The following is a 19,670-nucleotide window of genomic DNA, read 5'->3' as shown; positions in this document are numbered from 1 at the left end:
TGGTGCGGGGCGACGCGGTGAAGCAGAACGGCGCAAACGGCCAAAAGGGGATCGAAATGGCCAGGGCGGGTGACCGGATCCATTCATCTTGTCGGGCCGCTTTGCGGCCCTTCGCGAGCAAGGATCAATTGATGCATGGCTTCCACTGTGGGAGCGAGCTTGCTCGCGAAGGCCTGCGAAGCAGGCCCAGGGTCAGGCCCTGGAATGGCTCGGAGCCACGCCACTCCAGCGCATGAACGCATGGCGGAAACTGGCCGTCTCGCTGAACCCCAGGGCCTCGGCGATCCGGTAGATCGGCATCCGCCCTTCGGCGAGCAACTGCTTGGCCCGCTCGAAGCGTAGCTCGTCGAGGAGTTGCTGATAGCTGCTACCCATTTCGCTCAGGTGCCGGCGCAGGGTTCGCGACGAGCAGTTCATCTGTCGCGCCAGGCCTTCCAGCCCCGGCGGTGTATCCAGTTGGTCGGCGAGTGCCTGGCGGATCTTGCCCAGCCAGGCCTGGCGCCCGGTGAACTCCAGATTCAATTGCCGGCAGCGCTCGCCCATCGCCCGATGCGTCACCAGGTCGGCGAGGGGCAACGGCTGCTCCAGCCAGGCGCGGTCGAAGGCGAAGGCGTTGTCGTCGGTATCGAAATGCAACGGGCAGGTGAAGGTCTCGCCGTACTTGGGGTGGTAGTCCGGCTCGGCATGGGCGAAGCGCGCGCTCAGCAGTGGCAGCGGACGGCCCAGCAGGTCGTCGCAGATGACTTTCAGCGAGACCAGGCAGAACTCGGCGTTGAACGCCGCCAACTGCGGTTCTTCGCGGTAATCGCTGGCGCTGAACCAGATCCGCTCGCCGTCCTCGATCAGGCGCAGGCGGAAAAGTGTTCCCAGCAGCGCGGGGTAGCGCAGTGCCAGATGCAAAGCGTCACCTAAGGTGGCACTGGAGAGCAGGGCATAGCCGAGCATGCCGTAGGACGAAACGTGCATGCGCCGGCCCAGTTCCAGGCCGATGTCGCGTCGCCGGGCCACCGCGTTGGCGCACACCTGCATCTCCTGGCGGGTGGTGATGCGCGAATCGGCGCGGCCCAGGTCGGCCGTGCGGATGCCACTGCCCTGCAGCAGTGCATCGTCGGCCAGTCCCTGATCCTGAAAGGTCTGCAGGACCAGGGAAACCGCGTGCAGGGTAGTCAGGTGAGAGTGCAGCATGCTCGATACCAGGCTGATGGGCTGTGCGGGAAGCGAGCAAATTGCATGCCTTCAGCGCAGCTCGCCGGCCAGGTCCACTTCGACCAGGCGGCGCACCTCCTCGACCGGCAGGGCGCTGCCGAGCAACAACTGCAGTTTGCCCAGCGCGGCTTCCCGGGTCATGCCGCCACCGGACAGCACACCGGCCTGGCGCAGGCGGCTGCCGGCTTCGTAGATATCCAGTTCGACGCCACCTTCGTGACATTGGGTGATCGCCACGACCACGATGTCGCGCGAATGCGCTTGTTCGAGCGCGGCAAGGAAGTCCGCATCGTCACTGGGCCCGGTGCCGCTGCCGAAGCATTCCAGGAGCAGACCCTGCGCACCGCTGTGGATAACTGCCCGCAACAGATCGGCGGAAAAGCCCGGGACCAGCGGCAACACGGCGATATCCACAGCCTGGCGTGATTGGCGATAGTCCAGTGCGGCCAGTCGCGCGGGCGTTTCGCTCGCCGCAGCGTTGCGCTGCAGGGCGATGAAGGGATGGCGGCCGAAGCTGCGGACCTTGGCGGTACGGTGTGGTGGCAGCAGTTCGCCGTGGAAGAACAATTGCACGCCGGCCGGTTGCCCCGCGGTCAGCGCTTGCAGCGCGCCGGTGAGGTTTTCCCAGGCATCACTGTCGTCCGCACCCGCCGGCAGCATCGAACCGGTGAACAGCACGGGCGCATCCAGCCCGAGCAACTGGAAGCTCATGGCCGCCGCGCTGTAGGCCAGGGTATCGGTACCGTGCAGGACCAGCACCGCGTCGCAGCCGGCATCCACCGCTTCGCTGATCGCCGTGCGCAGGCGCAACCAGTACTGCGGAGTCATGTTGGCGCTGTCGATCAGCGGTGCCATCTCGCGAAAGCGCCAGGGGGCCAGGTCGGTCCTTGTGGATAACCCGGCGCGCATGCGCTGCTCGAAGCCGGAAGCGGGGGTCAGGCCATTGGCACCGGTCTGCATGCCGATGGTGCCGCCGGTATACAGCACCATGATGCTGCGGGCGGGGCGGGGGGACGCCGAAGTCATGCGCCATTCTCCATGGTCGGTCTTGTTCGTAGCCGGGCACAGTACGACATCCGGAGAAAGGCTGTAAGACGATTCGCGTAGCGAGGTGTTTCGCGAGCATAAAAAAAGGGCCCGGGTGTAAGCCTGGGCCCTCGAAAGGTGAGAGGTGTCTAGTCCCTCGACCTGGTGAGACGGTTGTTGCGTGGGGTTACGCCTTCAGCGGAACCAGACGCGGAGCGATCATGTTTTCCGGACGCAGGATGTCGTTGAGCATCGCTTCGTCCAGCAGGCCTTCCTCGCGCACCAGTTCCAGTACACCGCGGCCGCTTTCCAGGGCAATGCGGGCGATACGGGTGGCGTTTTCGTAGCCGATGTAAGGGTTCAGGGCGGTGACCAGGCCGATCGAGTGTTCGACCAGTTCACGGCAGCGCTGTTCGTTGGCGGTGATGCCGACGATGCAGTGCTCGCGGAGCATGTCCATGGCGCGCTGCAGCAGACGGATGGAGTCGAAGATCTTGTAGGCGATCAGCGGTTCCATGACGTTCAGCTGCAGCTGGCCGCCTTCGGCGGCGATGGTCAGGGCGAGGTCGTTGCCCATGATCGCGAAGGCCACCTGGTTGACGGCTTCCGGGATAACCGGGTTGACCTTGCCTGGCATGATCGAGCTGCCTGGCTGACGCGCTGGCAGGTTGATCTCGTTGATGCCGGTGCGCGGGCCGCTGGACAGCAGGCGCAGGTCGTTGCAGATCTTCGACAGTTTGACCGCGGTACGCTTGAGCATGCCGGAGAACAGGACGAAGGCGCCCATGTCCGAGGTGGCTTCGATCAGGTCGGCGGCCGGAACCAGCGGCTGGCCGCTGATGGTCGCCAGACGCTGCACGGCCAGGGCCTGGTAGCCCGGGTCGGCGTTGATGCCGGTGCCGATGGCGGTACCGCCCAGGTTGACTTCGGTCAGTACTTCCGGCGCCAGGGTGCGCAGGCGGTTCAGGTCTTCGGTCAGGGTGGTGGCGAAGGCACGGAATTCCTGGCCCAGGGTCATCGGGACCGCGTCCTGCAGCTGGGTACGACCCATCTTCAGTACGTGGCTGAATTCTTCACCCTTGGCAGCGAACGCCTGGATCAGGCTGTCGAGGCTGGCCAGCAGGGCGTCGTGACCCAGCAGCAGACCCAGGCGGATCGCGGTCGGGTAGGCGTCGTTGGTCGACTGCGCCATGTTCACGTCGTTGTTCGGGTGCAGGTGCTTGTACTCGCCTTTCTGGTGGCCCATGGCCTCCAGCGCGATGTTGGCGATCACTTCGTTGGCGTTCATGTTGGTAGAGGTACCAGCACCGCCCTGGATCATGTCCACCACGAACTGCTCGTGGAAGTCACCGCGGATCAGGCGGGCACAGGCCTCGCTGATGGCGGCGTGCTTGGCATCGCTCAGGTGACCCAGCTCACGGTTGGCGTCGGCAGCGGCCTGCTTGACCATGGCCAGGGCCACGACCAGCTTCGGGTAGTGCGACAGCGGAACACCGGAGAGGTGGAAGTTGTTGGCGGCGCGCAGGGTCTGGATGCCGTAGTAGGCATCGGCAGGGACTTCCAGGGTGCCAAGCAGGTCTTTTTCAACGCGGAACGATGCAGCAGCGGACATGATGAGTATCATCTCGAAATAACCCGGCATGTGCCGGAATGTCGCCAATCGTAGGGGCGGAAGCCGTTTTGCGGCCAATGCTGTTGCACGCTAACCTATGCACAAACGGCATAACGTCCCATGTGACGTTCTTGCGCATTCGAGCGTGTGCCATTTTGGTGCGCGCTTTTGGAGAGATTCCGATGAACCTTGAAAGCAAATGGCTGGAAGATTTCAGCGCGCTGGCCGCGACCCGCAGTTTTTCCCAGGCCGCCGAGCGCCGCTTCGTCACCCAGCCGGCCTTCAGCCGGCGTATCCGCAGCCTGGAAGCGGCACTCGGACTGACCCTGGTCAACCGCTCGCGCACGCCCATCGAACTGACCGCGGCGGGGCAGTTGTTCCTCGTCACCGCCCGTACCGTTGTCGACCAGTTGAGCGAAGTTCTCCGCCATTTACATCATCTTGAAGGTGGGCAGGGTGAGGTGATCCAGGTCGCCGCGGCACACTCCCTGGCCCTCGGCTTCTTTCCCCGCTGGATCGCCCAGCTGCGCAACGACGGCCTGAACATCGCCACTCGCCTGGTGGCGACCAACGTCGGCGATGCGGTGCATGCGTTGCGTGAAGGCGGCTGCGATCTGATGCTGGCGTTCTATGACCCGGATGCCGCGCTGCAGATGGATGCGGAGATTTTCCCGTCGCTGCATCTGGGCCATACCGAAATGCTCCCGGTGTGTGCCGCGAGTGCCGACGGTAAACCGTTGTTCGATCTGGAGGGCGAGGGCAGCGTGCCGTTGCTGGCCTACAGTGCCGGCGCGTTTCTCGGACGCTCGGTGAACCTGCTGTTGCGTCAGCGCAACCTGCGTTTCACCACTGTCTATGAAACCGCCATGGCCGACAGCCTGAAAAGCATGGCCCTGGAAGGCCTGGGCATTGCTTGGGTGCCACGCTTGTCGGCGCGCGCCGAGCTGGAGCGGGGCGAGTTGGTGGTGTGTGGCGGGCCCCAGTGGCATGTGCCACTGGAGATCCGCCTGTACCGTTGCGCGCTGGTGCGCAAGGCGAATGTGCGTTTGTTGTGGCGCAAGCTGGAGTCGGGACGGCAGGACGCGGGCACGATCAATGCTGCAGGCGCTTGAGGTAAGTGGCGATGTGTTCGCGGTTGGTCTGCGAGTAGCGGTAGCAGTTGGAGCGGACACTGAGGCGGGTCGGGAACATGTAGGTTTCGCAGAACCAGCCGTTGAACAGCACTTCGGAAGCCTCGTGAGTGGCGCTGAGGGTGTGGCCCAGTTCGTGGCCCGGGGTGGCATAGGAGCGGATCGAGGCGATGGCGGCGCTGCCGGTCTGGTGCGCCAGGCCTAGCGTGGTGCCGCTGTCGTCCAGCGGGTCGCGGACCAGCAGCAGATAGCGGCTCATGCCGCCGGGGCTGTTCTGCTGGCGGCGCCAGGCGCCGCTGGCGTCCGCCCATGTGGACAGCACGCTCAGGCCGTCCATGCCGCGGTAGTCGAGGTCGGTCAGGCCGGGTGCCTGGCGTCTGAAGCGCAGCTCGATGGGGATGTTGGCGATCTGGCGCATCTCGTTCAGCCAGTCGTCGAAGTAATCCGCCGTCAATTGTTCATTGGACAGTTCCGCCAGCTCATCGTGGGGAAATACCCAGACGGTCAGGCCGCGATGGTCGGCGCCGACGAAGGTGGTGTGGAACAGCGCGGCGATGGCCAGCGGCAGCGTGGTACGAAGGTGTTTGCGCATGAGATCGTCCTTGACGTGTGGGTAGGGTGGCTGACAGTAGCCCCCGAGCCCGGTCCCAGAGCATCTGGAAGCCTCTCAGCGGGGTTCGCGTTCGCCTTACCAACGGGGCTGGGCGCGTTGCCCCCGACTGCGCTATAATCCCGCGCCTTCGACCGGGTCGGTCGATTCAGAATCTTATGACGAGCCACGCCGGTCTACCTGCGTGGCTCGTTGCTTTTGGTGCGCCGCAAGGCGCTTACAGGAGAGGCTCGACGATGAGTGCACTGGTTGGCGTGATCATGGGCTCCAAGTCCGATTGGTCCACCCTTAGCCACACCGCCGATATGCTGGAAAAACTCGGCATTCCCTACGAAGTGAAGGTGGTTTCCGCCCACCGGACACCGGACCTGCTGTTCCAGTACGCCGAAGAGGCCGAAGGCCGCGGCATCGAGGTGATCATCGCCGGCGCCGGCGGCGCTGCGCACCTGCCGGGCATGTGTGCCGCCAAGACCCACCTGCCGGTGCTGGGCGTTCCGGTGCAGTCGTCGATGCTGTCCGGCGTCGACTCGCTGCTGTCCATCGTGCAGATGCCGGCCGGTATTCCGGTGGCGACCCTGGCGATCGGCAAGGCCGGTGCGATCAACGCCGCGCTGCTCTCGGCGAGCATCCTCGGCGCCAAGCACCCGCAGTTCCACACCGTGCTGAAGCAGTTCCGCACAGAGCAGACAGACAGCGTTCTGGACAATCCAGACCCGCGTCAGGCCTGAGGTCACTCGCATGAAGATCGGTGTAATCGGTGGTGGCCAGCTCGGCCGCATGCTGGCCCTGGCGGGCACTCCGCTGGGCATGAATTTCGCCTTCCTCGATCCGGCTCCGGACGCTTGCGCGGCCCCGCTGGGCGAGCATCTGCGCGCCGATTACGGCGACCAGAACCATCTGCGCCAGCTGGCCGACGAAGTCGACCTGGTGACCTTCGAGTTCGAAAGCGTGCCGGCCGAGACCGTGGCCTTCCTTTCGCAGTTCGTGCCGGTCTACCCGAGCGCGGAGGCCTTGCGCATCGCTCGTGATCGCTGGTTCGAAAAGAGCATGTTCAAGGACCTGGGCATTCCTACCCCGGCCTTCGCCGATATCCAGTCGCAAGCCGACCTGGACAACGCCGTGGCCAGCATCGGCCTGCCGGCGGTGCTGAAGACCCGCACCCTGGGTTACGACGGCAAGGGCCAGAAAGTCCTGCGCAGCCAGGCCGACGTGGTCGATACCTTCGCCGAGCTGGGCAGCGTGCCCTGCCTGCTGGAAGGTTTCGTGCCGTTCAGCGGCGAAGTCTCACTGGTCGCCGTACGCGCCCGTGATGGCGAAACCCGCTTCTACCCGCTGGTGCACAACACCCACGAGAGCGGCATCCTGCGTCTGTCGGTGGCGAGCAGCGAGCATCCGCTGCAGGCGCTGGCTGAGGATTACGCCGGACGGGTCCTGGAAAAGCTGGATTACGTCGGTGTCCTGGCGTTCGAGTTCTTCGAAGTCGATGGCGGCCTGAAAGCCAACGAAATCGCCCCGCGTGTGCACAACTCCGGGCACTGGACCATCGAAGGTGCCGAGTGCAGCCAGTTCGAGAACCATCTGCGTGCCGTGGCCGGCCTGCCGCTGGGCTCGACGCGCAAGGTCGGCGAAAGCGCCATGCTCAACTTCATCGGTGAAGTGCCTGCGGTGGATAAGGTCGTCGCCATCGATGACTGCCATCTGCACCACTACGGCAAGGCCTTCAAGGTCGGGCGCAAGGTCGGTCACGCCACGCTGCGCTGCGCCGACACGGCCACCCTGGAGCAGAAGATCCAGCAGGTCGAAGCCCTGATCGCGGGTTGAGCTGAACCTCTCCCGCCGGCAACCCTCTGATGGCAGGACGCCAAAGCGCTGACTAGGCTTTGGTGGTGTTCATCATCAGAGGGATTGCCATGGGTATCATCGGAACCATCTTCATCGGCCTGATCGTCGGTCTGCTGGCGCGCTTTCTCAAGCCCGGCGACGACAGCATGGGCTGGATCATGACCATCCTGCTGGGTATCGGCGGCTCGCTGGCGGCGACTTACGGCGGCCAGGCCCTGGGTATCTATCAGGCGGGCCAGGTGGCCGGTTTCCTCGGGGCGCTGGTGGGCGCGATCATCCTGCTGGTGATCTACGGCCTGATCAAAAAAAGCTGACGGCACGATAGAATGCTCGGCAACTTTCTTACGGTTGCCGAGCATTTTTCATGCGTGCGTTATTCCTCATTCCCCTGCTGCTGTGCAGCACTCTCGCCCGGGCCGAACTGCCTGAGACCGACTGGCTGGAGCTGATGCCCAAGTCGGATCAGAAAGCGCTGGAAGCGATGCCGGAAATCGACCACAACTCCCCGGAAGCCATGGGCACCTTCGACGCCAAGGGCGGCCTCAAGCAGAGCAAAGGCCTGCCGGCGGTGATGTACTCGACGCATACCGTGGCTGGGATGAACGGCAAGTCGATCCGTCTTGGTGGCTATCCAGTGCCCCTCGAAGCCGATGGCAAGGGCAACAGCACGCTGTTCTTCCTGGTTCCCTATCCGGGTGCGTGCATCCACGTACCGCCGCCGCCGCCGAACCAGCTGGTGCTGGTGCGCTATCCCAAGGGGGTGAAGCTGGCGGATATCTACACGCCCCTGTGGGTCAGCGGCACGCTGAAGATCGAGAAGGTCAACAACGACATGGCTGATGCCGCCTACGCGCTGGACGCGGCGAACGTGCGGGTGGTGGAAGACGCGGACCTGTAACACCACAAGGTCCGCGTCGCTTTTCTCAGATTCGCTCGCTGGACAGGGTCAGGCCCAGGGTATGGCTGGCCCCCGGTGCCAGCTCCACGATGTCGTCCCAGACATTCGCCGTCTCGATGCACAGCATGCGTTGCCAGCCATCGTCGGCCATGTCCGGCAACTCGGCGGCCCGTGCGACCCAGGGGTTCCAGATCACCGCGCTGCGTGAACCGCGGGAGGCTATGCGAATGCGTCGATTCCACGCCGGATCGACGATGGCCAGTTCGGCAGGGGTATCCAGATAGATGCGGTCGGTCTCGCCGCTGAAGGTCAGGTCGGCGGCTTGGCTGCGCTGCTCCCAGTCCGCCAGGGTCTCGATATAGTCGCGTCCCTTTACGTCCTCGACGCTGACCGAGCGTACGTCGCTGACCGCGAAATAGCTGTGCAGTGCCTGGCTCAGGGTGACGTGATCATTGCCCTGGTTGCGGCTGGTGAGGTCCAGGCTCAGGTGCTCGCCCATGCGGATATCGAGGGTCAGCTCGACCTGATGTGGCCAGCCGGGCAGGTCGCCCTGGGTTTCCGGGAGGGTGAACGACAACTGCACGGCATCGCCGCTGCTGTCGATGCCCAGAAGCTGCCAGTCACGCCCGCGCACCAGGCCATGGGCCGGTGCTTCGCTGCCCTTGAACTGTTTGCGGATAGCTTCCGGGTTGCGCTGCAGGTTGCCGAACCATGGCCAGCACACCGGTACGCCGGCGCGCACCGACTTGCCGTGGTTGAACAGGGCCTGGTCGCTCAGCCAGAGGAGGGGTGGTTCGCCCAGTCGCTGGTAGCTCAGCACCTGCGCACCCTGCTGGGCCACCAGCAGCTCGGCGTGGTCGCTGGTGATACGCCAGCAGTTGAGTTCGCCGTGTTGTTCCGATTCGACCTTGGGTGTGGACATGCGCTGATCTCGATGAAGTGACGTAAGGGTTGGACCTTTCGCGATTCAACGAGTTTACCGCGCACCCGGCTCAGCGACGAGGCGGTACCGAGCGGGTGCGGCCACTGCCGTCGATGGCGACGAAGACGAAGACTGCTTCGGTGACCTTGCGCCATTCGCTGGACAGCGGATCGTCGCTCCACACCTCGACCATCATCTGGATCGAGCTGCGGCCGATTTCCAGGGTCTGGGTATAGAAGGACAATTGCGCACCGACCGCTACCGGGACGAGGAAGGCCATGCGATCGATCGCCACGGTGGCGACCCGGCCGCCAGCGACGCGGCTGGCCATGGCGGTGCCCGCCAGGTCCATCTGGGCGACCAGCCAGCCGCCGAAGATATCGCCGAAACCGTTGGTTTCGCGGGGAAGTGCGGTGATCTGCAAGGCCAGGTCGCCTTGCGGGATCGGATCTTCTTGTTCGAGTTCAATCATGCCGGGGGTGCCTCTGACCCGTGACGCTTCGTTGGTTGACGCAGTAACGCCGCAAAAAGCGATTCAGCACACTCTGTTCGCTTCGAAAGGCGGCGCAGGGAAACTCTGCGAAACCGACCAAGCATACTTGGCAGCGTTTTCGCACAATATCCCACCTTTGACTCAACCGGTATCTACGAGAGGCCAGTATATAGAGCCTCGCAGACACCGACGACCGTGCAGCCACGATTATCTGCGCGGAATATGTAGATCTGTGTCGCTTTCGGACAATTTGTTATCGTTCGGGGTTCCTACAGGCCGTTTGCCACCCTTGCTGCCAGGCCTGGACCTTCCAATAAGAGAAGCCTCAATGACATCGGTTCCCTCCAGCCTCGAACAGCCGGCACGGCCGCTGACCCGCAACGACTACAAGACCCTGTCGCTGTCCGCTCTCGGTGGTGCGCTGGAATTCTACGATTTCATCATTTTCGTGTTCTTCGCCACCGTGGTCGGCAAGTTGTTCTTCCCGGCGGACATGCCGGAGTGGCTGCGCCTGATGCAGACCTTCGGGATCTTCGCCGCGGGTTACCTGGCGCGGCCGCTGGGGGGGATCGTCATGGCTCACTTCGGCGACCTGCTGGGGCGCAAGAAGATGTTCACCCTGAGCATCTTCATGATGGCCGTGCCGACCCTGATCATGGGCCTGCTGCCGACCTACGCGCAGATCGGCATGGCCGCGCCGATCCTGCTCCTGCTGATGCGGGTGATCCAGGGCGCGGCGATCGGTGGCGAGGTGCCGGGGGCCTGGGTCTTCGTGTCCGAGCACGTCCCCGCACGCAACACCGGTTTTGCCTGCGGCACGCTGACCGCCGGCCTGACCGCGGGCATCCTCCTCGGCTCGCTGGTGGCGACCCTGATCAACAGCCTCTACAGCCCCGAGGAAGTCGCCGACTACGCCTGGCGAATCCCGTTCCTGCTGGGCGGCGTGTTCGGTCTGTTCTCGGTGTACCTGCGTCGCTGGCTGCACGAAACCCCGGTGTTCGCCGAACTGCAGCAGCGCAAGGCGTTGGCCGAGGAAGTGCCGCTGCGCGCGGTGCTGCGTGATCACCGTGGAGCCATCGTGCTGTCGATGCTGCTGACCTGGCTGCTGTCCGCCGGCATCATCGTGGTCATCCTGATGACCCCGACCGTGCTGCAGACCGTCTACGGCTTCACCCCGACCGTGGCCCTGCAGGCCAACAGCCTGGCCATCGTGCTGCTGACCCTGGGGTGCGTCGGCGCCGGCAAGCTGGTCGATCGCTTCGGCGCGGGCCGCGTGTTCGTCGGCGGTAGCCTGGCGCTGCTGGTCACGTCGTGGACCTTCTATCACACCCTTGCCGACCACAAGGACCTGCTGTTCCCGCTGTACGCCCTGACTGGCCTGTGCGTCGGCATCGTCGGTGCCGTGCCCTACGTCATGGTGCGCGCGTTCCCGCCAGTGGTGCGCTTCAGCGGCCTGTCGTTCTCCTACAACGTTGCCTACGCCATTTTTGGCGGCCTGACCCCGATGGTGGTGACTGCGCTGCTCAAGTTCAGTCCGATGGCGCCGGCGTTGTATGTGGCGGGGATCTGTACCATTGGTCTGGTCGTTGGTCTCTACCTGCTGGCGACCAAACGCTGACGCCCCTCTATTCCGGCACCTGGAAATAATTGGTAAAGGCCATCCCTCTCGCGAGTGATGGCCTTTCATCTAATTGTCACATTGAGGTCATAGATTGGTCATGCGGCCTGCAGATACTTGGGCCCGATCCATCTCACCCCCGAATTCCTGCTAGGAGCAAGGCATGAAACTGAAGCGTTTGATGGCGGCCCTGACCTTTGTCGCCGCTGGCGTTGCCACCGCCAATGCGGTTGCCGCTGTTGACCCAGCTATTCCGACCTACACCAAGACCACCGGTGTGTCGGGCAACCTCTCCAGCGTTGGTTCCGATACCCTGGCCAACCTGATGACGCTGTGGGCTGAGGCGTACAAGAAGGAATACCCGAACGTCAACATCCAGATTCAGGCCGCCGGTTCCTCCACCGCGCCACCCGCGCTGACCGAAGGCACCGCCAACCTCGGCCCGATGAGCCGCAAGATGAAGGACGTCGAGCTGCAGGCGTTCGAGCAGAAGTACGGCTACAAGCCGACTGCCATCCCGGTTGCCGTTGACGCCCTGGCTGTCTTCGTCCACAAGGACAACCCGATCAAAGGCCTGACCATGGCCCAGGTCGATGCAATCTTCTCCTCCACCCGCCTGTGCGGTGGCAAAGCCGACGTCAAGACCTGGGGCGACCTGGGCGTGACCGGCGACCTGGCCAACAAGCCAGTCCAGCTGTTCGGCCGTAACTCGGTATCGGGCACCTACGGCTACTTCAAGGAAGAAGCCCTGTGCAAAGGCGACTTCAAGCCTAACGTCAACGAACAGCCAGGTTCGGCTTCCGTTGTTCAGTCGATCAGCTCCTCGCTGAACGGTATCGGCTACTCGGGTATCGGTTACAAGACCGCCAGCGTCAAGACCGTAGCCCTGGCCAAGAAAGAAGGCGGCGAGTTCGTTGAAGACAACGAAGCCAACGCCCTGAACGGCACCTACCCGCTGTCGCGCTTCCTGTACGTCTACGTCAACAAGGCCCCGAACAAGCCTCTGGCCCCGCTGGAAGCCGAGTTCGTGAAGCTGGTCCTGTCGCAGGCCGGTCAGCAAGTGGTCGTGAAGGACGGTTACATCCCGCTGCCAGCCAAAGTGGCTGAGAAAGCCCTGGCTGACCTGGGTCTGACCCACAACGCCGGTGTAGCGAAGAACTAAGTGTGACCAGGCGGGGCTCGGAGGATGCCGGGCCCCGCTGCAAATTCCCAGTCCGCTGCCAGGAGACCTGAGCGGCGGGCTTTTTTGCGTCACTGCATTGTCATGTTTCTGTCATACGGGACCGCTAGGGTGTGCGCATGAATGATCTGGCCAACTCCACAATGACCCAAAATTCTCCCCCCGTGCGGATTGATTTCAATACGCCCGAACTGCAACGCAAGCGCCGCATTCGCGCGCTCAAGGATCGCCTGACCCGCTGGTATGTACTGGTAGGCGGGCTTGCCGTGCTGGCGGCGATCACCCTGATCTTCTTCTACCTGGCCTATGTGGTCGTGCCGCTGTTCCAGGGTGCGAGCCTGACCAGCAAGAAGGCCCTGGAGCCGACCTGGCTGCAGCAGGACGCGGGCAAGCCGCTGATGATCGCCCTGGAAGAGCAGAACCTGGTCGGCATGCGGGTTTCCGACAAGGGCCAGGCCCTGTTCTTCGATACCAAGACCGGCGCCGAGATCAAGCGCGTCGATCTGCCCTTGCCGGCTGGCGTCCAGGTGACGTCGATCGGTGCCGACCAGCCGGGTAGCCCGCTGATCGTGCTGGGCCTGTCCAATGGTCAGGTGCTGGTGTTCCACCACACCTACAAGATCACCTACCCGGACAACAAGAAAACCATCACGCCAGCCATCGACTTCCCTTACGGCCAGGAGCCCATCGCCCTGGACGATGAGGGGCGTGCCCTGGAACACGTGAGCCTGAACGTCAACGGCGACACCCTGCTGCTCACCGGTTCCGCCGGCGCGCACCTGCAGGTGCTGCAACTGAGCCGTTCGGAAAACATGATGACCGGCGAAGTCACCAGCGAGTCGAATCGCATCGACCTGCCGCAGATGACCGAACCGGTGAAGCAGATCTTCATCGATCCGCGTCAGCAGTGGCTGTACGTCATCAACGGTCGCGCCCAGGCCGACGTGTTCAGCCTGCGCGACAAGAGCCTCAACGGTCGCTACAAGCTGTCCGAAAACGGCGAGGCGGAAGTCACCGCCAGCGCCCAGCTGGTCGGCGGCATTTCGCTGATCATCGGCGACTCCAAGGGTGTGCTGAGCCAGTGGTTCATGGCCCGTGACCCGGATGGCGAGCAACGCCTGAAGCGCATCCGCGACTTCAAGATGGGCAACTCGCCGGTCGTGCAGATCGACGCCGAAGAGCGCCGCAAGGGCTTCATCGCCCTGGACGCCAGCGGCAAGCTCGGTGTGTTCCACAGCACCGCGCACCGCACCCTGCTGATCGAGCAGGCCGTCGACGGCCCGGGCGTGCTGGCCCTGTCGCCACGCGCCAACCGCGTGTTCATCGAGGAAGGCGGCAAGCTGCAACCGCTGACCCTGAAGAACCCGCACCCGGAAGTCTCCTTCAGCGCGCTGTGGAGCAAGGTCTGGTACGAGAACTACGACGAGCCTAAATACGTCTGGCAGTCGACCGCGTCGAACACCGACTTCGAGCCCAAGCTGAGCCTGTCGCCGCTGACCTTCGGTACCCTGAAGGCGGCCTTCTACGCGATGATCCTGGCCGCTCCGCTGGCCATCGCCGCGGCGATCTACACCGCCTACTTCATGGCACCGGGCATGCGCCGCAAGGTCAAGCCGGTGATCGAGCTGATGGAGGCGATGCCGACGGTGATTCTCGGCTTCTTCGCCGGTCTGTTCCTCGCGCCGTACCTCGAAGGCCACCTGCCGGGCGTGTTCAGCCTGATGCTGTTGCTGCCGCTGGGCATCTTGGTCGCCGGCTTCAGCTGGAGCCGCCTGCCGGAATCGATCCGCCTGCGTGTACCGGATGGCTGGGAAGCCGCGATCCTGATCCCGGTGATCCTCGTCACCGGCTGGTTCGCCCTGTACATGAGTCCGTTCCTGGAAACCTGGTTCTTCGGCGGCGACATGCGCCTGTGGATCACCAACGACCTGGGCATCACCTACGACCAGCGCAACGCCCTGGTAGTGGGTATCGCCATGGGCTTCGCGGTCATTCCGAACATCTACTCGATCGCCGAGGACGCCGTGTTCAGCGTGCCGCGCAGCCTGACCCTGGGTTCGCTGGCGCTGGGCGCCACGCCATGGCAGACCCTGACCCGCGTGGTCATCCTGACCGCCAGCCCGGGCATCTTCTCGGCGCTGATGATCGGTATGGGCCGTGCCGTGGGTGAAACCATGATCGTGCTGATGGCCACCGGCAACACGCCAGTCATGGAGCTGAACCTGTTCGAAGGCATGCGCACCCTGGCGGCCAACGTCGCGGTGGAAATGCCCGAGTCGGAAGTCGGCGGCAGCCATTACCGCGTCCTGTTCCTTGCCGCGCTGGTGCTCCTGATGTTCACGTTCATCATGAACACCTTGGCCGAGCTGATTCGCCAGCGTCTGCGCAAGAAATACTCGTCGCTTTGATAGAGAAGGTAGAGATCCGTGAAAAAGGATTCCCTCAACAGCTGGTTCAAGAGCGGCGCCCCGGGCGTCTGGATCAGCGGTGGCTCGGTCGCCATCGCGGTCATCATGACCATCGGCCTGCTCGCCGTAATCGCCGTCCGCGGCCTGGGTCACTTCTGGCCCGCTGACCTGGTCCAGGCCAGCTACAACGTGCCTGGCCAGCCCAGCCACGTAGTGGTCGGCGAGGTGGTGCAGAAGGAAGAAGTGCCACGCGCGCGTCTGAAAGGTGCCGGCCTGCCGGTACCGGACGACGGCCCGGAGTTCATGACTCGCGAGCTGATCAAGATCGGCAACCGTGACCTGAACGGCAGCGACTTCACCTGGGTGGTCGGTGAGTGGCTGGTCGACCAGCAGCGTCCGGCCGATCTGATCGCCCTGGAACGTCGCGAGTGGGGCAACTTCTACGGCTACCTGGTCGGCGTCAAGGAAAACGGCAAGGTGGTCGCCGAAGGCGCGGCCGCCTGGAACGAGCTGCAAAGCCGTCTGGCCCGCTCCGAGAAACTGGCCGGCGACCTGCAGAGCCTCGAGAAAAAGGATATCGGCGCCATCAACCATGGCCTCGAACGCTTGCGTCTGCACAGCCGCAAGCTGGAACTGGAAGGCAAGCTGGATGCCGCCGCCCAGGCCGATATCGAAGCCGAGCGTGCCGAGCTGAACAACCGCTACAAGGCCATCGAAGAGCGTCTGGGCAGCCTGCACCAGGACTTCGCTCGCGATGCCCTGGTCGCCCGTGACGGCAACGGCCGCGAAGTCGAGATCAACCTGAGCAAGGTCGTGCATGCCTACCAGCCTAACGGCATGGGTCTGTTCACCAAGCTGGGCGTGTACTTCGCCAAGGTCTGGGAATTCCTCAGCGACGACCCGCGTGAAGCCAACACCGAAGGCGGTATCTTCCCGGCCATTTTCGGTACCGTGATGATGACCCTGATCATGGCCGTGATCGTGACCCCGTTTGGCGTGCTGGCCGCAGTCTATCTGCGCGAGTATGCCCGCCAGGGCCCGGTGACCCGTCTGATCCGCATCGCGGTGAACAACCTGGCCGGCGTGCCGGCGATCGTCTACGGCGTGTTCGGCCTGGGCTTCTTCGTCTACGTGCTGGGTGGCTCGCTCGACCGTCTGTTCTTCCCCGAAGCGCTGCCGGCGCCGACCCTGGGTACCCCGGGTCTGCTCTGGGCTTCGCTGACCCTGGCGCTGCTGGCGGTGCCGGTGGTGATCGTCGCCACCGAGGAAGGCCTGGCGCGGATTCCGCGGACCGTGCGCGAGGGTTCGCTGGCCCTGGGCGCGACCAAGGCCGAGACCCTGTGGAAGATCGTCCTGCCGATGGCCAGTCCGGCGATGATGACCGGCATGATCCTCGCGGTGGCCCGTGCCGCCGGTGAGGTGGCGCCGCTGATGCTGGTGGGTGTGGTGAAACTGGCGCCTTCGCTGCCGGTGGATGGCAACTACCCGTACCTGCACCTGGATCAGAAGATCATGCACCTGGGCTTCCACATCTATGACGTCGGCTTCCAGAGCCCGAACGTCGAGGCTGCCCGTCCGCTGGTCTACGCCACCGCGCTGCTGCTGGTCCTGGTGATCGCCACCCTGAACCTTTCGGCGGTCTGGATCCGTAACCACCTGCGCGAGAAGTACAAAGCGCTGGACAGCTGATCGACACCCCCTTTTGCGATTGCCGCCCGTGCCCCAGCGCCGGGCGGTGCGATGAAACGAAATTGATAGCGTATGGAGTCTGACCATGCAGCATGAATCCCACGCCCACGGCATCGACATGTCGGCCCTGGGTCGCGACAAACAGAGTCTGCGCCTGGCCGAAGAAACCGTGGCCATCGAAGTGCCTGGCCTGAGCCTGTTCTACGGCGACAAACAAGCCCTGTTCGACGTCGGCATGAACATCCCGAAACAGCGCGTGACCGCCTTCATCGGCCCGTCCGGCTGCGGCAAGTCGACCCTGCTGCGGACCTTCAACCGCATGAACGACCTGGTCGACGGCTGCCGCGTCGAGGGCGCGATCAACCTGTACGGCAACAACATCTATCGCAAGGGCGAAGACGTTGCCGAACTGCGCCGCCGCGTCGGCATGGTGTTCCAGAAGCCCAACCCGTTCCCCAAGACCATCTATGAAAACGTGGTCTACGGCCTGCGTATCCAGGGCATCAACAAGAAGCGCGTGCTCGACGAAGCCGTCGAGTGGGCCCTGAAGGGCGCGGCCCTGTGGGACGAAGTCAAAGACCGTCTGCACGACTCGGCACTGGGCCTGTCCGGTGGCCAGCAGCAGCGTCTGGTCATCGCCCGCACCATCGCCGTCGAGCCGGAAGTCCTGCTCCTCGACGAACCGTGCTCGGCACTCGACCCGATCTCGACCCTGAAGGTCGAAGAGCTGATCTACGAGCTGAAATCCAAGTACACCATCGTCATCGTGACCCACAACATGCAGCAGGCGGCGCGCGTCTCCGACTACACCGCGTTCATGTACATGGGCAAACTGGTCGAGTTCGGCGACACCGATACCCTGTTCACCAACCCGGCCAAGAAGCAGACCGAAGACTACATCACCGGTCGCTACGGCTAGGAACTGGCGCAAGCGCAGCCACGAGCGGCGAGCAGGCGGTGCCCGGGACAGACACGAATGACTTGAAGCCTGCGGCTTGGAGCCGGCAGCTTCGCGGAGCGAAAGCATGATCGATAAAGACAGCCTCACCCATCACATCTCCCAGCAGTTCAACGCCGAACTCGAAGAGGTGCGCAGCCACCTCCTGGCCATGGGCGGCCTGGTCGAGAAGCAGGTCAACGACGCGGTCACCGCGCTGATCGAGGCCGACTCCGGCCTGGCCCAGCAGGTGCGCGAGGTCGACGAGCAGATCAACCAGATGGAGCGCAACATCGACGAGGAATGCGTGCGCATCCTGGCCCGTCGCCAGCCTGCCGCGTCCGACCTGCGCCTGATCATCAGCATCTCCAAGTCGGTGATCGACCTGGAGCGTATCGGCGACGAGTCGACCAAGATCGCCCGCCGTGCCATCCAGCTGTGCGAGGAGGGCGAGTCGCCGCGCGGCTACGTCGAGGTTCGTCACATCGGTGACCAGGTACGCAATATGGTCCGCGACGCGCTGGACGCCTTCGCTCGCTTCGACGCCGACCTGGCGCTGTCCGTGGCTCAGTACGACAAGACCATCGACCGCGAGTACAAGACCGCCCTGCGCGAGCTGGTGACCTACATGATGGAAGACCCGCGTTCGATCTCGCGGGTCCTCAGCGTCATCTGGGCCCTGCGTTCGCTGGAGCGGATCGGCGACCACGCGCGCAACATCTCCGAGCTGGTGATCTACCTGGTGCGCGGCACCGACGTGCGTCACCTCGGCCTCAAGCGCATGAAAGAAGAAGTGCAAGGCGCCGAAGTGCCTAATGTTCCGGGCGAATCTGACGATAAATAAGGTTGCCCCGAGAACTGACGCCCGGCCTTGGCCGGGCGTTTTCGTTTGCGGCAGCGCAATAGAAGGCACCCGCGAACGAATCTGTTGTTGTGTCCCGGCGTGACCGAAGTTTTGGCAAATGGCCATCAGTCAACGTTATGCTAGTCGGGATCAGGAAGGAGTGGCGATGAGTAAAGTCAGTGTGCTGGTTGTGGATGATGCGCCGTTCATCCGCGACCTGGTAAAGAAATGCCTGCGTAACTATTTCCCCGGTATGGTCATCGAAGATGCGGTCAACGGGCGCAAGGCCCAGACCCTGATGACCAAGGACGTCTTCGACATGGTCCTGTGCGACTGGGAGATGCCGGAGATGTCCGGTCTCGAGTTGCTCACCTGGTGCCGTCAGCAGGACGCGCTCAAGGCCCTGCCGTTCATCATGGTGACCAGCCGTGGCGACAAGGAAAACGTGGTCCAGGCGATCCAGGCCGGCGTTTCGGACTATGTCGGCAAGCCGTTCACCAACGAACAGTTGCTGACCAAGGTGAAGAAAGCCCTGGCCAAGGTCGGCAAACTGGAGGCGGCGATGGCGGGTGGTCCGGCGCGTTCCTCGACCGGCTTCGCAAACGATTCCCTGTCGGCCCTGACCGGCGGTGCCAAGCCCGCGGCGCCCAGCGCGCCGGCCGCCGCGCCCGCCGCCAAGCCGCTGCTCAACGCCCCGCCGGTACCGACCCAGCCCGCCACACCGACGGGCCGTGGCCAGGGCCAGTTGCGCCTGTCCAGCGGCAACCAGCCGTGCATCATCAAGGCCCTGACGCTGAAGGAGGCCTCGCTGGTGGTCCGTCGCAGCGAGGCGCTGCCGCAGGTGCTGGAAGGCGCCGTGCTTGACCTGGAGCAGGGCGAGCAGTCGGAAGTGGCCCGTCTCAACGGCTACCTGCATTCGGTCGCGGCGCTGGAGCCGAAGCCGGACAGCGACTGGCTGCAACTGACTTTCCGTTTCGTCGACCAGGACGCGCAGAAACTCGACTACCTGTCGCGCCTGATCGCCCGCGGCACCGCGCAGAAGCAGTACATCCCGGGCGCCTGATCGGCCGTTCGTCGGCATCCGGGTACGCACTGGTTTTGCCAGGGTGCCCGGAAAGGGCCGTCTGCACCCCTCCCGCCTCCTTCGCCAGCGAACCCACTGATATTTTTGTCAGGTGTGCGCTTGCCCCCCCTGATCTAACGTTCCCGTGCCCACTTCGAGCCCGAGTGGAAACGGCGGGACGCCCGTGCGTGT

General features: G+C 63.9%; 18 protein-coding genes. 12 read left to right on the top strand and 6 right to left on the bottom strand.

All coding sequences use genetic code 11. The annotated features are described in order from the left end of the window. Nucleotides 1-192 precede the first annotated feature (192 nt). The 3 genes from CHB99_RS04415 to aspA form a co-directional block, all read right to left on the bottom strand. Nucleotides 193-1,185, bottom strand: a complete 993-nt coding sequence (locus tag CHB99_RS04415) for an AraC family transcriptional regulator (protein ID WP_042121603.1) — start codon at nucleotides 1,183-1,185, stop codon at nucleotides 193-195. Nucleotides 1,186-1,236: 51 nt separating this feature from the next. After that, complete coding sequence (locus CHB99_RS04410) at nucleotides 1,237-2,232, bottom strand: asparaginase (RefSeq protein WP_042121602.1); 996 nt, start codon at nucleotides 2,230-2,232, stop codon at nucleotides 1,237-1,239. 187 nt (nucleotides 2,233-2,419) lie between these two features. Continuing rightward, on the bottom strand, nucleotides 2,420-3,844 hold the full coding sequence (aspA, locus tag CHB99_RS04405) for an aspartate ammonia-lyase (protein WP_042121601.1): 1,425 nt from the start codon (nucleotides 3,842-3,844) through the stop codon (nucleotides 2,420-2,422). Between the two features lie 182 nt (nucleotides 3,845-4,026). On the opposite strand from aspA, the gene CHB99_RS04400 reads away from it, so the two are divergent. After that, nucleotides 4,027-4,956 (top strand): LysR substrate-binding domain-containing protein, encoded by a 930-nt coding sequence (locus tag CHB99_RS04400; RefSeq protein WP_042121600.1) that lies wholly within the window; start codon nucleotides 4,027-4,029, stop codon nucleotides 4,954-4,956. Here the strand turns inward: CHB99_RS04400 and CHB99_RS04395 are convergent. Then, the gene (locus CHB99_RS04395; RefSeq protein WP_052419367.1) at nucleotides 4,937-5,566 is read right to left on the bottom strand and encodes a hypothetical protein; all 630 of its coding nucleotides are present in this window, start codon (nucleotides 5,564-5,566) and stop codon (nucleotides 4,937-4,939) included. The genes CHB99_RS04400 and CHB99_RS04395 overlap by 20 nt on opposite strands. 254 nt (nucleotides 5,567-5,820) lie before the next feature. Here CHB99_RS04395 and purE point away from each other — a divergent pair, with 254 nt between their 5' ends. The 4 genes from purE (at nucleotide 5,821) to CHB99_RS04375 (ending at nucleotide 8,324) form a co-directional block, all read left to right on the top strand. Beyond that, nucleotides 5,821-6,312 carry a 5-(carboxyamino)imidazole ribonucleotide mutase gene (gene purE / locus CHB99_RS04390; protein ID WP_042121599.1) on the top strand — a complete coding sequence of 164 codons (492 nt, stop codon included), beginning with the start codon at nucleotides 5,821-5,823 and terminating at the stop codon, nucleotides 6,310-6,312. A 10-nt stretch (nucleotides 6,313-6,322) separates the two neighbouring features. Next, entirely contained in the window at nucleotides 6,323-7,405 is a 1,083-nt protein-coding gene (locus tag CHB99_RS04385; protein ID WP_042121598.1) for a 5-(carboxyamino)imidazole ribonucleotide synthase, read from the top strand. An 89-nt stretch (nucleotides 7,406-7,494) separates the two neighbouring features. After that, nucleotides 7,495-7,740 (top strand): GlsB/YeaQ/YmgE family stress response membrane protein, encoded by a 246-nt coding sequence (locus CHB99_RS04380; RefSeq protein WP_042121597.1) that lies wholly within the window; start codon nucleotides 7,495-7,497, stop codon nucleotides 7,738-7,740. Nucleotides 7,741-7,790: 50 nt separating this feature from the next. Continuing rightward, nucleotides 7,791-8,324 carry a DUF3299 domain-containing protein gene (locus CHB99_RS04375; RefSeq protein WP_042121596.1) on the top strand — a complete coding sequence of 178 codons (534 nt, stop codon included), beginning with the start codon at nucleotides 7,791-7,793 and terminating at the stop codon, nucleotides 8,322-8,324. Between the two features lie 25 nt (nucleotides 8,325-8,349). On the opposite strand, the gene CHB99_RS04370 is transcribed toward CHB99_RS04375, so the two are convergent. Both CHB99_RS04370 and CHB99_RS04365 read right to left on the bottom strand, forming a co-directional pair. Next, nucleotides 8,350-9,246: a D-hexose-6-phosphate mutarotase gene (locus CHB99_RS04370; protein WP_042121595.1), complete on the bottom strand. Its 897-nt coding sequence runs from the start codon at nucleotides 9,244-9,246 to the stop codon at nucleotides 8,350-8,352. A 70-nt stretch (nucleotides 9,247-9,316) separates the two neighbouring features. Next, on the bottom strand, nucleotides 9,317-9,718 hold the full coding sequence (locus tag CHB99_RS04365) for an acyl-CoA thioesterase (protein ID WP_009402429.1): 402 nt from the start codon (nucleotides 9,716-9,718) through the stop codon (nucleotides 9,317-9,319). Nucleotides 9,719-10,067: 349 nt separating this feature from the next. Between CHB99_RS04365 and CHB99_RS04360 the strand changes: the two genes are divergently transcribed. The 7 genes from CHB99_RS04360 to CHB99_RS04330 all read left to right on the top strand — a co-directional run bounded on the left by CHB99_RS04360 (nucleotide 10,068) and on the right by CHB99_RS04330 (nucleotide 19,478). Then, nucleotides 10,068-11,357: an MFS transporter gene (locus CHB99_RS04360; RefSeq protein ID WP_042121594.1), complete on the top strand. Its 1,290-nt coding sequence runs from the start codon at nucleotides 10,068-10,070 to the stop codon at nucleotides 11,355-11,357. A gap of 163 nt (nucleotides 11,358-11,520) precedes the next feature. After that, nucleotides 11,521-12,519: a phosphate ABC transporter substrate-binding protein PstS gene (locus CHB99_RS04355; protein WP_042121593.1), complete on the top strand. Its 999-nt coding sequence runs from the start codon at nucleotides 11,521-11,523 to the stop codon at nucleotides 12,517-12,519. A 137-nt stretch (nucleotides 12,520-12,656) separates the two neighbouring features. Then, entirely contained in the window at nucleotides 12,657-14,945 is a 2,289-nt protein-coding gene (locus tag CHB99_RS04350; RefSeq protein ID WP_042121592.1) for an ABC transporter permease subunit, read from the top strand. A gap of 18 nt (nucleotides 14,946-14,963) precedes the next feature. Next, on the top strand, nucleotides 14,964-16,634 hold the full coding sequence (gene pstA / locus CHB99_RS04345; protein ID WP_042121591.1) for a phosphate ABC transporter permease PstA: 1,671 nt from the start codon (nucleotides 14,964-14,966) through the stop codon (nucleotides 16,632-16,634). A gap of 85 nt (nucleotides 16,635-16,719) precedes the next feature. Continuing rightward, on the top strand, nucleotides 16,720-17,553 hold the full coding sequence (pstB, locus tag CHB99_RS04340) for a phosphate ABC transporter ATP-binding protein PstB (RefSeq protein WP_042121590.1): 834 nt from the start codon (nucleotides 16,720-16,722) through the stop codon (nucleotides 17,551-17,553). Between the two features lie 106 nt (nucleotides 17,554-17,659). After that, a complete protein-coding gene (phoU, locus tag CHB99_RS04335) occupies nucleotides 17,660-18,415 on the top strand; it encodes a phosphate signaling complex protein PhoU (RefSeq protein WP_042121589.1) in 756 nt (251 codons plus the stop codon). Nucleotides 18,416-18,581: 166 nt separating this feature from the next. Further along, nucleotides 18,582-19,478: a response regulator gene (locus CHB99_RS04330; protein WP_042121588.1), complete on the top strand. Its 897-nt coding sequence runs from the start codon at nucleotides 18,582-18,584 to the stop codon at nucleotides 19,476-19,478. Nucleotides 19,479-19,670: the final 192 nt, after the last annotated feature.

It is taken from the genome of Pseudomonas japonica, assembly GCF_900188455.1.
GTDB lineage: Bacteria > Pseudomonadota > Gammaproteobacteria > Pseudomonadales > Pseudomonadaceae > Aquipseudomonas > Aquipseudomonas japonica.
Note: the sequence above shows the minus strand (reverse complement) of the source record. Positions and strands in the feature narration are given on the sequence as shown.